This window comes from Aquabacterium commune (assembly GCF_004362855.1).
GTDB lineage: Bacteria > Pseudomonadota > Gammaproteobacteria > Burkholderiales > Burkholderiaceae_C > Aquabacterium > Aquabacterium commune.
Genome location: NZ_SNXW01000005.1, coordinates 35,943 through 48,965 on the forward strand (window position 1 = coordinate 35,943; position 13,023 = coordinate 48,965).

Below are 13,023 nucleotides of genomic sequence, written 5' to 3' on the forward strand. Positions count from 1 at the left end.
CACCGCGCTGGGCTATGCTTGTTGCATGAAGATGATTGCACGCTGGCTGTTGCTCTCTGCCGCCCTGATGCTGCTGACCCAGTGGGACAGCGGCATCGAGGTGCGCAACTATGGCTCGGCCATGCTGGCCGCGGCGGTCATCGGGCTGCTCAACGCCTTCGTGCGGCCTTTGCTGATCCTGCTGACGCTGCCGGTGACGGTGCTCACCCTGGGCCTGTTCCTGTTCGTCATCAACGCCCTGACCTTCCAGATGGCGTCCAGCCTGCTGGCGGGCTTCCAGGTGCACGGCTTCTGGCAAGCGCTGCTCGGATCGGTGCTCTACAGCCTGTGCAGCATCGTCATCGACGCCGCGCTGGAACGTTCCTTCGGCCCGCGCGGCGGTTTGCCACTCATCTGAGCCAACGCCCGGAGCCAGCCCGAGCGCCCCGCCCTCACAAAGGCGTCAGGCGCCGGCGCACGCCCGCCAGGGCATCGCGCACGGTGGCCGCGCGCACCTGGGCACGGTCGCCACCAAAATGGTGGCAGGCCGCATGGGCTGGCGCGCCCTGCACCGCCCAGGCGATCCACACCGTGCCCACCGGCTTGTCGGGCGAGCCCCCCGTGGGGCCGGCGATGCCCGTGACGGCGACGGCCACCTCGGCGCGCGCATGGCGCAAAGCGCCCTCGGCCATGGCCAGGGCCACCGGCTCGCTGACCGCGCCATGCCGGGCGATCAGCTCGGCCGGCACCCCCAGCAGCTCGGTCTTGGCCTCGTTGCTGTAGGTGACGAAGCCCCGCTCGAACCAGGCGCTGGAGCCCGCCAGGGCGGTGCAGTTCGCCGCGATCAAGCCCCCCGTGCAGGATTCGGCCGTGGCCAGGCGCCAGCCGCGCGCCAGCAACAGCTCGGCCAGGGCGGTCACGCCGGGGTCGGTGTTGGCGCCAGTGTTGGCGCCTGTGTCAGCGCGGGTGGGGGTGTCGGCCATGGTGTCCTCGTGTGTGCTCAGGGGTGCTGGCAGAAGTGGGGTCAGCTCAACAAACCGGCGCCCACGCCGCCCTGGCGCAAGGCCACGGCCAGCGCCAGCACGAGGAGGGTGCACAGTGCCGCGACCAGGTCGTCGAGCATGATGCCCAAACCCTGGCGCCAGCCGATGCGGCCGCCCGCACGCAGCTTGAACAGGCCATCGGCCCAGGCCACCGGGCCCGGCTTGGCCGCGTCGAAATAGCGGAAGGCCACGAAGGCGAGCAACTGGCCGCGCCAGTCCACCGGCGACATCATCCACAAAATCAGCCAGAAGGCCCAGATTTCATCCCAGACCACCGAGCCCGGGTCGGCCACCCCCAGGCTGCGCGCCGTGCGGGTGCAGGCCCAGCAGCCCACGAACCAGCCCACCAGCAACACGACCGCCCAGACCCCATCGGCCTGCGGGCCGGTGCCAATGCCTTGCTGCAGCGCCAGGAAGCTGGCCCAAGCCCACAGCGTGCCCACCGTGCCAGGCGCCACGGGGCTGAGGCCGCTGCCCAGGCCAAAGGCCAGGAGGTGGGCCGGGTGGCGCCACATCAGGGCGGCGGTGGCGCGGCGGGGCAAGCTCTGTGGCTGCGGGTCGGGCACGGTCATGGGGCCTCACCGGGGTTGGGGGCGGGGGTTGAGGGTGAGGGTTGGCGGAAGTGATCGAAAGACACCCAGCGGTTGGCCAGCGGGGCGGCGCCTTCCCACAAGCGCAGGCGCGGTGCTGAGCCATCGCGGTGGCCCACGCTGCCGATGCGGCTGAGCACCAGGCCCAACTGGGCGCCCAAAGCCAGCACCTCCGCGTGGCGCTCGGGGGGAGCGGTGAAGACCAGCTCGTAGTCGTCGCCACCGGCCAGGATGCAATCCAGCTGTTCGTGGCGGGGGCGCGCGGCCAGCCAGCGGCTCAGTGGCAGCGCGTCGGCGAACACATCGGCCGAGACGCCGCTGCGCCGCAGGATGTGCCCCAGGTCGCCCAGGAGGCCGTCCGAGACATCGATGGCCGCCGTGGCCAGGCCGCGCAGGCCCAGGCCCAAGGCCACGCGGGGCTGGGGGCACTCCATGGCCAGGCGGGTGGCGTCGAAGGCCTCGGCGGGCAGGCTGGGGTGCAGGGTGCCGCGGAAGGCCTCCAGCGCCAGGCGGGCCTCGCCAGGGTGGCCGCTCACCCAGAGCTCGTCGCCGGGTCGGGCCCCGCTGCGCAGCAGGACGCCGCCCACCGGCACCTCGCCGAGCACCGTGACGCCGATGGCCAGCGGCCCGGCCGTGGTGTCGCCGCCCACCAGTTCGCAGTCGTGTTCGTCGGCCAAATCCAGCAAGCCCCGCGCAAAGCCGGCCAACCAGGCCTCGTCCACCCGGGGCAGGGTCAGGGCCAGGGTGAAGCCCAGGGGCCGGGCGCCGCACGCGGCCAGGTCGGACAAATTCACGGCCAGGGCCTTGTGTCCCAGCCGAGCCGGGTCCACCGTGGACAGGAAATGCCGCCCCTCCACCAGCGCGTCGGTGGAAACCGCCAGCTGCATGCCCGCCGCCGGGGCCAGCACGGCGCAATCGTCGCCATTGCCGACCACGGCGCGGCGCGGCCCCTGGCCGGCAGGGCGCACGAAATACTTGGCGATGAGGTCAAATTCACCCAGGCTCATGGGCTGGATTGTCGCCTGCGCGGCGGTTTGCGCACGAGATGTGGCCATCCACACACCCAGGTGCCGCGAAGTTCCTAGAATCGGGGGTCTGGCACAGCCGGCCACCCCGGCCCGCCAGCCTCCAAGCACACACAGGCAATCAAAGGCAATCACCGCATGACCACGCCCGAACAACAACGCGCCGAACTCAAAAAGGCGGCGCTGGAGTACCACGAGCATCCCAAACCGGGCAAGCTCGCCATCAGCGCCACCAAGCAGCTGACCAACCAACGCGACCTGGCCCTGGCCTACTCGCCCGGCGTGGCCGCGCCCTGCGAAGAAATCGTCGAGAACCCCGCGGCGGCCTTCAAGTACACCAGCCGCGGCAACCTCGTGGCCGTCATCACCAACGGCACGGCCGTGCTGGGCCTGGGCGACATCGGCCCGCTGGCTGCCAAGCCGGTGATGGAAGGCAAGGCCGTCCTGTTCAAGAAGTTCTCCGACATCGACGTGTTCGACATCGAGATCAACGAGAAAGACCCCGACAAGCTCGTCGAGATCATCGCCAGCCTGGAGCCGACGTTCGGCGGCATCAACCTCGAAGACATCAAGGCCCCGGACTGCTTCTACGTGGAGCGCAAGCTGCGCGAGCGCATGAAGATCCCCGTGTTCCACGACGACCAGCACGGCACCGCCATCGTCGTGGGCGCGGCCATCCTCAACGCGCTCAAGGTGGTCGGCAAGGACATCAAGACGGCCAAGCTGGTCACCTCGGGCGCCGGTGCGGCCGCCCTGGCCTGCCTGGGCTTGCTGGTCAAGCTGGGCGTGCCGCGCGAAAACATCTGGGTGACCGACCTGGCCGGCGTGGTCTATGAAGGCCGCGTCGAGCTGATGGACCCGGACAAAGACCAGTTCGCCCAGAAGACCGAGCAGCGCAAGCTGGCCGAGGTCATCGAAGGCGCCGACATCTTCCTGGGCCTGTCCGCCGGTGGCGTGCTCAAGCCCGAGATGGTCGCGAAAATGGCGGCCAAGCCCATCATCTTCGCCCTGGCCAACCCCACGCCCGAGATCCTGCCCGACGAGGTCAAGGCCGTGCGCGACGACGCCATCATGGCCACCGGCCGCAGCGACTTCCCCAACCAGGTCAACAACGTCCTGTGTTTCCCCTACATCTTCCGCGGGGCCCTGGATTCGGGCGCGACCACCATCACCGATGAGATGGAGATTGCCGCCGTTCACGCGATCGCCGAGCTGGCCCAGGCCGAGCAAAGCGACGTGGTGGCCGCGGCCTACTCGGGTGAAAGCCTGAGCTTCGGCCCCGAGTACCTGATCCCCAAGCCCTTCGACCCGCGCCTGATGATGAAGATCGCGCCGGCCGTGGCCAAAGCCGCCGAAGAGTCTGGCGTGGCCCAGCGCCCGGTGAGCGACTTCGCCGCCTACGCCGAGAAGCTGCAGAGCTTCGTCTATGCCTCCGGCCACACGATGAAGCCCATCTTCAGCGTGGCCAAGCGCGCCAAGAACAAGCGCATCGCCTACGCCGAAGGTGAGAACGAAGGCGTGCTGCGCGCCGCCCAGATCGTGGTGGACGAGAACATCGCCCGACCGACCCTGATCGGGCGCCCCGGCGTCATCCAGGAGCGCATCGAGCGCTTCGGCCTGCGCCTCAAGCCCGGCGTGGACTACGACGTGGTCAGCACCGAAAACGACCCGCGCCACCGCGACTACTGGCAGGCCTACCACCGCCTGGCCGAGCGCAAGGGCGTGACCGAGCAGATGGCCAAGATCGAGATGCGCCGCCGCCTGACGCTGATCGGCTCGATGCTGCTGCACATGGGCGAGGTGGACGGCCTGATCTGCGGCACCTGGGGCAACACGCCCCTGCACCTGCATTACATCGACCAGGTCATCGGCAAGCGTCCGGGCGTGCAGACCTACGCGGCCATGACGGGCCTGATCCTGCCGGGCCGCACGGTCAACCTGCTGGACACGCACATCAACTACGACCCCACGGCCGAGCAGCTCGCCGAGATCACGGTGATGGCGGCCGAGGAAATGATGCGCTTCGGCCAGCGCCCCAAAGCCGCGCTGCTGTCGCACTCGAACTTCGGCTCGAGCAACCAGCCGTCTGCCGTGAAGATGCGCGATGCGCTGGCGTTGATCCAGGAGCGCGCGCCCTGGCTGGAAATCGACGGCGAGATGCACGGCGACACCGCCCTGGACGCCGGCTACCGCGCCCAGCTGATGCCGCGCAGCACGCTGACGGGCGAGGCCAACCTGCTGGTCTGCCCGAACATCGACGCGGCCAACATCGCCTACAACCTGCTGAAGGTGGCAGCGGGCAACAACATCGCCCTGGGGCCGGTGCTGCTGGGCGCGGCCAAGCCGGTGTGCATCCTGACGCCGTCGGCCACGGTGCGCCGCATCGTCAACATGACGGCGATGACGGTGGCCGACGCCAACGCGGTGCGCTGAGGCCGTGCAGCTTATAGCACAGCCGGGCTGAAGCCGGCCAGAAGGCCCCGCCCGCTCCGTCCTGGGGTGTCGGGGCCTTGAGCTTTTGGGACTGTTTCTATACCATAACGGCTTTGATGAAGAGCTGCATGGCTGACCTCACCAGACTGCTGGCACGACCGCTTCCGGGGCGCGGCGCCTGCGCCTCGAACCATGGCACGGTCGGCCTTGGTCACCCCATCAGCATCACGGTGCCCACCGGTGCGCACGCCACAAGCATGCGCCCGACATGGCCGGTATGGGGAGTGACAGGGCTGTTCTGCCTCGGGCTGCTGACGGCGATGTCGTCGGGTGCGTGGGCACGGCAAAGCCACCAGCACACGCAGGCCGTGGTGGCCTTGACCGCGCTGCCGCGCCAAGCGCAGGATGTCCACCAGCGCATTTTGGCTGGGGGGCCATTCCGCTACGAGAAGGACGGTACGGTGTTTGGCAACCGAGAGCGTCTGCTGCCTCGCCAGCCACGCGGCTTTTATCGGGAGTACACCGTGCCCACCCCGGGCGAACGTGACCGCGGCGCGCGGCGCATCGTCTGCGGAGGTAAAGAAGTTCGACAACCTGAAACTTGTTTCTACACCAGGGATCACTACGCCAGCTTCCAGACCATCGACCCCCGACACTGATTTCGCTCTTTGATGTCCGGTGCCAAAGCGCCGTTGCTCTTTTTCTTCTGACCCCTAACCTTGCCCGCCAGGGCGCTGACACCCGTCAACGCACCTTGGGCCCCAAGCAATCATGTTGTTGCAATCCGTTCGACCCAACATCGTTCAATCCATCCGGGCCTTCCGTCCGGAAGACTTGCAACAGGCCGCCAACGCGGTGGGCCACCACTTCCTGTACACCAATCTGAGCGGCGCTCAGGGCAAGCAGGACGTGCTGGACATCATTGCGCGCGACTTCCTCTTCCCGGACCACTTCGGCAAGAACCTCGATGCCCTGTACGACTGCATCACCGACCTGGTGCACAAGTCCGGGCAGCAGCCGGGCTTCGTCGTCGTGCTGGAGCTGATCCCCGGCGGCAACGTGGACCGCGAAACCCGCGAACAGTTGCTGGACGCCTTCCGCGACGCCGCCGACTACTGGGGCGAGCGCAAGATCCCCTTCCGCGTGTTTTATTCCATCTCGGTGTCGGGCAAGGAATCGGCAGGCAATTGGGACAAGGCCGAAGTGGCGCAAAACGACCCCAACGTGAAGCCCCCGAAGGTCTCCAAGAACACCCCGGCCCCGATGGTCATGAACCTGCCGCCCATGAGCAGCGTGTTCGACACCTCGGCGCTGCTGGTTGCGGCCTGATCACACAGGCGGCATCGCCACACGGTCACACCACAAGGCAAGGCCCGCTTCGTGCGGGCCGCTTCGTTTTCAGCGCCCAGCCCGCGAGCGCCAGGCATCGAGCTGCTCGGCCCAGCCCGGCTGGCGACCGAGGTAGCCCGGCACCACCGCGGCCATGGCCGTGGGGGTGATGCCCAGCTCGGCGAACCCTGGCAACTGCCCGCCCAGCACATTGGGCACGCGCATCGAGTCCAGGTTGTCGGTGGACATCAGCGGCTCGCCCGGCAAACAGGCCATCAGTCTGGCTTGCAGGCGCCCGGCCGCCATCGGCAAAGGCAGCACCGGGCGCACATGCCCGCTCCAGCGGCCCGACAGGCGCACCAGATCGGCCAGGGTGCAGACCTCCGGGCCACCCAGCTCGTAGGTGCGCCCCGCGGTGCTGGCGTCCAGCAAACAGCGCACGATGGCCGTGGCCACATCTTCCACCCACACGGGCTGGAAGCGGGCGTCGCCACCGGCCAGCGGCATCACCGGGAACAGGCGCTGCAGGCTGGCGAACAGGTTGAGGAAGCTGTCGTGGGCGCCGAAGATCACGCTGGGGCGCAGGAGGGTGAGCGCCAGCCCCGGCATGCGCAGGGCCTGCTCGGCCTCGGCCTTGGTGCGCAGGTAGTGCGAAGGCGCGGCCCCCGCATCGTCGGGCACGCCCAGGGCGCTGACGTGCACCACGCGGCTCACGCCGGCCTTGGCGCAGGCCTCGCCCAGGCGCTGGCACAGGCCCACGTGCGCGGCCTCGAAGGCTTGCGGCGTGCCGTGCAGGATGGCGACCAGGTTGACCACCGCGTCGGCGCCATCGAGCAGGCGCGCCAGGGTGGCGTTGTCGTGCACATCGGCTTGCAGCACGTCCACCTGCGGCAGGGGAAAGAGGTGCTTGCCGCGCTCGCGCTTGCGGCTGGGCACGGCGAGGCGCGCGCCGCCGAAAGCGGGGTGGGCGCTGAGTTGCTCGCACAGGGCGCGGCCCACAAAGCCGGTGCCGCCCAGGATCAAGATGCGTTTCATGTGCGTGTGCTCCGGTGCTCAGACGTTCAGGCGTTCAGGGCAGGTCGCCCTCGGGCGGCGGTGCGCTGCCAGCGCGCGGCCCCACCGTGGCGCCCAGCCGGGCTTTCACCGACAGCGCCCGGCCGTGCAGGATATGCGCATACACGGTCGCGTTCGACAACACTTTCTTGACATAGTCGCGCGTTTCGTTGAACGGGATGTTCTCGACCCAGGCGGCGGCGTCCAGGCGGTTGCCCTCGCGCCAGCGGCGTGGCCGCGATGGGCCGGCGTTGTAGGCCGCAGCGGCCAGGGCCTGGGCGCCCTGGAAGTCGTCCAGGACCAGCTTGAGGTAGCCGGCGCCGATGCGCAGGTTGGTCTGCCGGTCGGTGATCTGCTCCGGCTTGAAGTCGATGTTGAGCTTGCGCGCCGTCCAGGCGGCGGTGGCGGGCATCACCTGCATCAGACCGGCCGCGCCGACGGTGGATTTGGCCGCGACGATGAAGCGCGATTCCTGGCGGATGAGGCCGTACATGTAGGCCGGGTCCAGGCCGACTTCGCTGGCCGCGGCCAGGACGTCATCGCGGAAGGGCGTGGGGTAGCGCTGGCGCAGGTCGATCTCCTGGCGGGTGCGTTCGCTGGAGTTGATGCAGCGGTCCCAGATCTCGCGGCGGCAGGCCTCCTCGGCCACGGCCAGCAGTTCGCGGTCGCTGAGGCCGCCGGGCTTGCCCCAGGTGAGGGTGAAGTTCCACTCGCGCACAGCCTCGCTGCGCCAGCCCAGGGCGAGCATGCGCAGGGCGCGGTCCACCCCGGGCAGGGCGCGGGCCTGGGCCATCTCGGCCTCGGTCAAGGGCGCAGGGCGGGCGGGTTCGCGCGCCGGGCTGCGGTGCAGGGCTTCGGCGGCCAACTGACCGTAGAAGGTGAGCGGGTTGGCCACCCGGCCGAGCAGCTCGTGGGCATGGGCGCTGGCCGTCGTCGAGGCGTTGCCCACGGCAGGTCGGGCGCGGGCCAGCAGCGCTTGCGCCTTCCAGTACTGCCAGGCGGCGTCTTGCTGCTGTTCGGGCGCCATGGCCTCGATGCCGGCTTCCACCAAGTTCCAGCGCGCAGGGGTGCCGCCGGTGGCCGAGCGCAGACCGGCGCGGACCATCCACGCCAAGGTTTCGGGCGACCAGGCCGCCGCCAGGCGCGAGGCCTCGCCACGCCACTCGCCGGTGCTGGCGGCCACGGCGCGGTCGGCCAGGGCGCGTTCGAAATAGGCCGGGGCCTCGGGCTGCAGCCGCCAGGCGGCCGAGCGCCCCACCTGCGACCAGGCCCAGGCGGCCTCTTCGGCGCGCCAGTGCCAGCGCTCGCGCAGGGGCTGCCCTTCGAGGGCCTGCGCCGCGGCCGCGGGGTCGATGCCCGCCCAGCGGATGAGCGCCAGCAAGTTCAACGGCCCTTCCAGCTCGGGCGGCAGTCCGACGGGGACGGGTGCCAGCGTCGGCTTGACCTTGGCCTTCTTCGCGGCTTTGGCGCTCTTGCCACCCTTGGCGTGGGCGGCCTTGCCCTTGCCGGGGCTGGCGCTGTCCGGACCGATGCTGGCGCCTGGCGCATGCGCCCCGTTGTCGCCCGAGGGCAGGCGCGCTGCGGACGCCGGCGGCATCAGGAAGGCCTGCGGCTGGCCCATCAGGCGGTTGACGGCCTGCACCACGGTGTCACCCAACAAGCGGGCGCTTTGCTGCACGGCGCGGGGCTTGTCGGCCTCGATGGCCAGGCGCAGTTTGCGCCAAACGTCGGCCTGGCTCAGCACGCCAGCGTCCAGCAAGACCTTGGCCATGGCGTCACAACCAAAGTCGGCGTCTTTCTGGTTCCACCAGGCTTGGCGGGCCTGCTCGCGCCAGTCACCCGGGCCCTCCATGGGCGTGCGGGTCTGGTGACGCGCCAGCACGCCCAGGCAGCTGACCTCGCGGTCGTCGTTCATGCGAAAGCTGGGCTGGATGCGCAGGAAGGTCGCCCAGTTCTGGCGCCGGCCGAGCTCCAGCAACCAGTCGTTGCGGGCGCGGTCGGCCACGTAGCTGTCGGACCAGCGCGCAAGGAACTCATCGACCTCCGCCGGGCCGATGTCCACCAGGCGCAGCTGGAAATACCAGTAATCGGCCCAGGGGGCCAGCGGGTGCTGGGCGGCGATGAGGGCGTCGCGGTCGGCCAGCAAGCGCGCCCGGTCGCGCAGGCGCAGGGCCTCGCGGGCATCGCCCACCAGACGGTCGTCGGTCGCGGTCACGTGGAAAGGTGACTGGGCCTGGGCTGGCGCCAGCGGCGCGGCCAGGGCCACCAGCGCAGCGCCCATGGCGACCCATGCGCTCGCCCTGCCGCGGGCGCGGCGGGACGCATACTTGTGCGTGTCTCTCAAAATCTGTTCTTCCATTCTCGATGTCTGAGCCATCTTCCCCGCCGTCGGCAACGCTCCCCTCCCCCGCACCGGCCGCGCCAGCAGCGGGTGACGACCGCGCCGCCTTGCGCCAGCGCCTGCTGCAGGCCCGCAGCGCCTGGGCCGAGACCCCGCACTTCGCGCCAGCGCAGCAGCAGGTGCAGGCCCAGCTCATGCGTGCGCTGGAGAAGCTGGAGCCCCACTGCCTGGGCGTGTATTGGCCCCTTGCGGGTGAATTTAACCCAAGGGATGCCGCCCTCCAGGCCAAAGCCCTGTGGGGATGCCGCCTGGCCTTGCCTTTTGCCCGCAAATCGCCCCGAGAGATGCAGTTCCTGGCCTGGGATGGCGAGGCGCCTTCGCGCCAGGACGAATGCGGCATCCTCACCGCCCAGGGCGAACCCATCGTGCCCGACGTCGTGCTGGTGCCTTGCGTGGGCTTCACCGACGAGGGCTTCCGGCTGGGATACGGCGGCGGCTACTTCGACCGCTACCTGGCGGCCCACCCCGAGGTCACGGCGGTGGGCCTGGGCTGGGCGCTCGGCCGGCTCACCGAGGCCGAGCTGAAGCCCCAAGCCCATGACCAACCCTTGGTCGGGGTGATCACGGAAGGCGACAGCTGAGCTGGATGTGGCGCGTTTGATGCCCCTCAGACGCGGGGTGATGGGTGTGAACCCTGAGCGTTATCCGGCAGGCAGCACGGAAGATGACACCCATGACTCGCCAGGGCGACGCAGAACGCCCGACATTCCACACACCAAGGACGTGAACATGACACTCATCAAGCATTTCGCCGTGTTGTCTCTGGCCGCTGTCGCCAGCGTCGCCTCGGCCGCCATCCAGCCCCTGAACACCATCACCGACTCGTACGTCACGCTCAACACCAGCGTCCTGTCGGCGAACTCGTTCACGGCCTCCGCGCTGGGCGGCTCGACCTACAACAGCAGCACCGGCAAGCTGACCGACGCGGTGACGTCCGCCTCGACCACCACCAGCCCTGGCGCGCTGACCGTCGCTTACAACAGCACCTCGGGCGTGGCCCTGAGCGGTTCGCTGTCGGGCCTGGGCGTCACCGTCAACATGACGGGTTTCTCCTACGACGCTGCCAGCAACACGCTGTTCGGCAACCTGGTGGTCAACACCCTGCTGGGCAACGCCACGTACGCGAACCAGGCCATCCTGGTGGCTGGCAACGAAGTGGGCACCCTGGGCAGCAACAGCCTGGACAGCGTGACCTCGTCGGCCACGGCACGTGACCTGAACTACACGCTCAGCAACTTCACCATGGCGTCCGACCTGAACACCAAGCTCGGCACCCTCGCCTCCCGCTTCGCCTGGCTGCCTTCAGCCGTGACGAACGTGGTGGTGTACACCAAGCCCACCGCGGCCATCCCCGAACCCAGCACCTACGCCCTGATGGCCCTGGGCCTGGTCGGCATCGCTGCCATCTCGCGCCGCCGCCAAGCCGCCAACAGCTGATCACAGCTTGCGCCTCGGCACAAAAAAAGCTCCCCGCGGGGAGCTTTTTTCATGGGTGCGCGGTGGCGCTCAGAAGCGGTAGCCGATGCCCACGCCGAACAGCACCGGGTCCACCTTGAAGGTGCCCAGCTTGTTGCCGGCTGCGGTCACGTCGGTGCTGATTTTGACCTTCTTGACGTCCACGTTCAGGAACCAGCGGTCGGCCAGCTTGATGTCCATGCCCAGGCCGTAGGCGAAGCCGAAGCTGCTCTTGTCGAGCTTGCCGGCGCCGTCCAGGATCTTCACGCTGGAAAAGCGGGTGTAGTTGATGCCGGCGCCGGCGTACGGACGCACCGTGCCTTCGGGGTTGAAGTGGTACTGCACGGTCAGCGTGGGCGGCAGGTGCTTGAGGCTGCCGATGTCAGCGCCGTTCAGCGTGACGTCCTGCTTTTGCGGGTAGGTCAGGATCAACTCGGCCGCGATGTTGCGCGTGATGAAGTAGGTGATGTCCACTTCGGGCAGCGACTTGTCGTTGATCGCCAGGCCGTTGACGTTGCCACCGTTTTCGGGGCCCAGGTGCACCGCACGGGCGCGCACCAGCCAGGGGCCTTCGGCGGTCTGGGCCATCAGGGGGGCGCTCAGGGCAGACAGGGCCAGGGCGGCAGCGGCAACGCGGGTCAGAGCAGATGTCTTGGTCATGGTGAGGTCCTTCTTGTGCGAGGGTTCGCGGCGACGCGGACTGCGTTTCGCCATGAACCCATTGCATCAGTGAGAACCCGCGGTCTGCTTGACTCAGCGCAAGTCGCTCAAGCCGGCCCTGCTGCGAAGAGGGACATTGAGGTTACTTTTTGACGCACATCAGTTTCGGCACCCGGAGCGGCGCGATTCCGATGCGTTTGGGCAACGCTGTCACCACCCCAAACGCTCGCAGATGGCCTTGACCGTGGTGGCCTGGTTCATCGTGTAGAAGTGCAGGCCGGGCACGCCGGCGCAGCGCAGCTGGTCGCACAGGTCGGTGACCACGTCGAGGCCAAAGGCCTGGATGGAGGCCTTGTCGTCGCCAAAGCCTTCCAGGCGGGTGCGGATCCAGCGCGGCACCTCGGCACCGCAGGCGTCCGAGAAACGGATGAGCTGGCTGGCGTTGGTGATGGGCATGATGCCGGGCACCACGGGGATGGTCGCACCGGCCTTCTCGGCCTCATCGACGAAGCGGAAGTAGGCGTCGGAATTGAAGAAGTACTGCGTGATGGCCACGTCGGCACCGGCCTTGACCTTGGTGACGTAGGCCTGCAGGTCGGCCTGCGGGTTGCGCGCCTGGGGGTGCATTTCCGGGTAGGCGCCCACCTCGATGTGGAAGTGGCTGCCGGTTTCCTCGCGGATGAAGGCCACCAGCTCGCTGGCGTACTTGAACTCGCCGAAACCGCCATAGCCGCTGGGCAGGTCACCGCGCAAGGCGACGATGCGCTTGACGCCATCGGCCTGGAATTGCGCCAGCTGCTCGCGCACGCTGGCCTTGCTGGCGCCGATGCAGGAGAAGTGCGGCGCGGCATCGAAGCCTTCGGCCAGGATGGCCCGCACGGTCTGGATGGTGCCGTCCTGCGTCGAGCCGCCCGCGCCGTAGGTCACGGAGCAGTACTCGGGCTGGAGCGGGTAGAGCTGCTGGCGCACGGCGGCCAGCTTGTCCGCGCCTTCGGGGGTCTTGGGCGGGAAGAACTCCAGGCTGATGGGCAAGCGATGCTGGGTGGTCATGGGGA

Annotated in this window: 12 protein-coding genes and 1 pseudogene; 6 read left to right on the forward strand and 7 right to left on the reverse strand. The window is 68.8% G+C overall.

What is annotated here, in order from left to right; genetic code table 11:
- Positions 1-25 precede the first annotated feature (25 nt).
- Entirely contained in the window at positions 26-397 is a 372-nt protein-coding gene (locus tag EV672_RS09920; protein ID WP_133608755.1) for a phage holin family protein, read from the forward strand.
- A gap of 34 nt (positions 398-431) precedes the next feature.
- Here the strand turns inward: EV672_RS09920 and EV672_RS09925 are convergent, their stop codons facing one another.
- From EV672_RS09925 to thiL, 3 genes are read right to left on the reverse strand one after another with little or no spacing between them, the layout of a single operon-like run.
- Positions 432-962 carry a CinA family protein gene (locus EV672_RS09925; protein WP_133608757.1) on the reverse strand — a complete coding sequence of 177 codons (531 nt, stop codon included), beginning with the start codon at positions 960-962 and terminating at the stop codon, positions 432-434.
- A 41-nt stretch (positions 963-1,003) separates the two neighbouring features.
- Positions 1,004-1,594 (reverse strand): phosphatidylglycerophosphatase A family protein, encoded by a 591-nt coding sequence (locus EV672_RS09930; protein ID WP_133608759.1) that lies wholly within the window; start codon positions 1,592-1,594, stop codon positions 1,004-1,006.
- Complete coding sequence (gene thiL, locus EV672_RS09935; RefSeq protein WP_424923140.1) at positions 1,591-2,667, reverse strand: thiamine-phosphate kinase; 1,077 nt, start codon at positions 2,665-2,667, stop codon at positions 1,591-1,593. The genes EV672_RS09930 and thiL overlap by 4 nt, the downstream gene beginning before the upstream one ends.
- Before the next feature lie 108 nt (positions 2,668-2,775).
- On the opposite strand from thiL, the gene EV672_RS09940 reads away from it, so the two are divergent.
- The 3 genes and pseudogenes from EV672_RS09940 to EV672_RS09950 form a co-directional block, all read left to right on the forward strand.
- Entirely contained in the window at positions 2,776-5,070 is a 2,295-nt protein-coding gene (locus EV672_RS09940; protein WP_133608761.1) for an NADP-dependent malic enzyme, read from the forward strand.
- A 320-nt stretch (positions 5,071-5,390) separates the two neighbouring features.
- Positions 5,391-5,729, forward strand: a complete 339-nt coding sequence (locus tag EV672_RS09945; protein ID WP_243738631.1) for a guanyl-specific ribonuclease — start codon at positions 5,391-5,393, stop codon at positions 5,727-5,729.
- 112 nt (positions 5,730-5,841) lie between these two features.
- Positions 5,842-6,225 (forward strand): annotated as a pseudogene (locus EV672_RS09950) (barstar family protein); the annotation flags it as partial.
- 243 nt (positions 6,226-6,468) lie between these two features.
- Here EV672_RS09950 and EV672_RS09955 read toward each other — a convergent pair.
- Both EV672_RS09955 and EV672_RS09960 read right to left on the reverse strand, forming a co-directional pair.
- The gene (locus EV672_RS09955; protein WP_133608765.1) at positions 6,469-7,434 is read right to left on the reverse strand and encodes a complex I NDUFA9 subunit family protein; all 966 of its coding nucleotides are present in this window, start codon (positions 7,432-7,434) and stop codon (positions 6,469-6,471) included.
- A gap of 34 nt (positions 7,435-7,468) precedes the next feature.
- Positions 7,469-9,733 (reverse strand): lytic transglycosylase domain-containing protein, encoded by a 2,265-nt coding sequence (locus tag EV672_RS09960; protein WP_133608767.1) that lies wholly within the window; start codon positions 9,731-9,733, stop codon positions 7,469-7,471.
- Positions 9,734-9,816: 83 nt separating this feature from the next.
- Between EV672_RS09960 and EV672_RS09965 the strand changes: the two genes are divergently transcribed.
- On the forward strand, positions 9,817-10,434 hold the full coding sequence (locus EV672_RS09965) for a 5-formyltetrahydrofolate cyclo-ligase (RefSeq protein WP_166643524.1): 618 nt from the start codon (positions 9,817-9,819) through the stop codon (positions 10,432-10,434).
- A gap of 148 nt (positions 10,435-10,582) precedes the next feature.
- The gene (locus tag EV672_RS09970) at positions 10,583-11,290 is read left to right on the forward strand and encodes a PEP-CTERM sorting domain-containing protein (RefSeq protein ID WP_166643525.1); all 708 of its coding nucleotides are present in this window, start codon (positions 10,583-10,585) and stop codon (positions 11,288-11,290) included.
- Between the two features lie 69 nt (positions 11,291-11,359).
- Here EV672_RS09970 and EV672_RS09975 read toward each other — a convergent pair whose 3' ends face one another.
- The gene (locus EV672_RS09975) at positions 11,360-11,968 is read right to left on the reverse strand and encodes an OmpW/AlkL family protein (RefSeq protein ID WP_133608773.1); all 609 of its coding nucleotides are present in this window, start codon (positions 11,966-11,968) and stop codon (positions 11,360-11,362) included.
- A gap of 210 nt (positions 11,969-12,178) precedes the next feature.
- Positions 12,179-13,018 (reverse strand): methylenetetrahydrofolate reductase [NAD(P)H], encoded by an 840-nt coding sequence (gene metF, locus EV672_RS09980; RefSeq protein WP_133608775.1) that lies wholly within the window; start codon positions 13,016-13,018, stop codon positions 12,179-12,181.
- Positions 13,019-13,023: the final 5 nt, after the last annotated feature.

Bases quoted from the DNA above. Each gene is read 5' to 3' on its own strand.
- EV672_RS09920 (WP_133608755.1), top strand. From the start codon at position 26: ATGAAGATGATTGCACGCTGGCTGTTGCTCTCTGCCGCCCTGATGCTG.
- EV672_RS09960 (WP_133608767.1), bottom strand. From the start codon at position 9,733: ATGGGCGCTGCGCTGGTGGCCCTGGCCGCGCCGCTGGCGCCAGCCCAG.
- metF (WP_133608775.1), bottom strand. From the start codon at position 13,018: ATGACCACCCAGCATCGCTTGCCCATCAGCCTGGAGTTCTTCCCGCCC.
- EV672_RS09925 (WP_133608757.1), bottom strand. From the start codon at position 962: ATGGCCGACACCCCCACCCGCGCTGACACAGGCGCCAACACTGGCGCC.
- EV672_RS09970 (WP_166643525.1), top strand. From the start codon at position 10,583: ATGACACTCATCAAGCATTTCGCCGTGTTGTCTCTGGCCGCTGTCGCC.
- EV672_RS09955 (WP_133608765.1), bottom strand. From the start codon at position 7,434: ATGAAACGCATCTTGATCCTGGGCGGCACCGGCTTTGTGGGCCGCGCC.
- EV672_RS09975 (WP_133608773.1), bottom strand. From the start codon at position 11,968: ATGACCAAGACATCTGCTCTGACCCGCGTTGCCGCTGCCGCCCTGGCC.
- EV672_RS09940 (WP_133608761.1), top strand. From the start codon at position 2,776: ATGACCACGCCCGAACAACAACGCGCCGAACTCAAAAAGGCGGCGCTG.
- thiL (WP_424923140.1), bottom strand. From the start codon at position 2,667: ATGGCCACATCTCGTGCGCAAACCGCCGCGCAGGCGACAATCCAGCCC.
- EV672_RS09965 (WP_166643524.1), top strand. From the start codon at position 9,817: ATGTCTGAGCCATCTTCCCCGCCGTCGGCAACGCTCCCCTCCCCCGCA.
- EV672_RS09945 (WP_243738631.1), top strand. From the start codon at position 5,391: ATGTCGTCGGGTGCGTGGGCACGGCAAAGCCACCAGCACACGCAGGCC.
- EV672_RS09930 (WP_133608759.1), bottom strand. From the start codon at position 1,594: ATGACCGTGCCCGACCCGCAGCCACAGAGCTTGCCCCGCCGCGCCACC.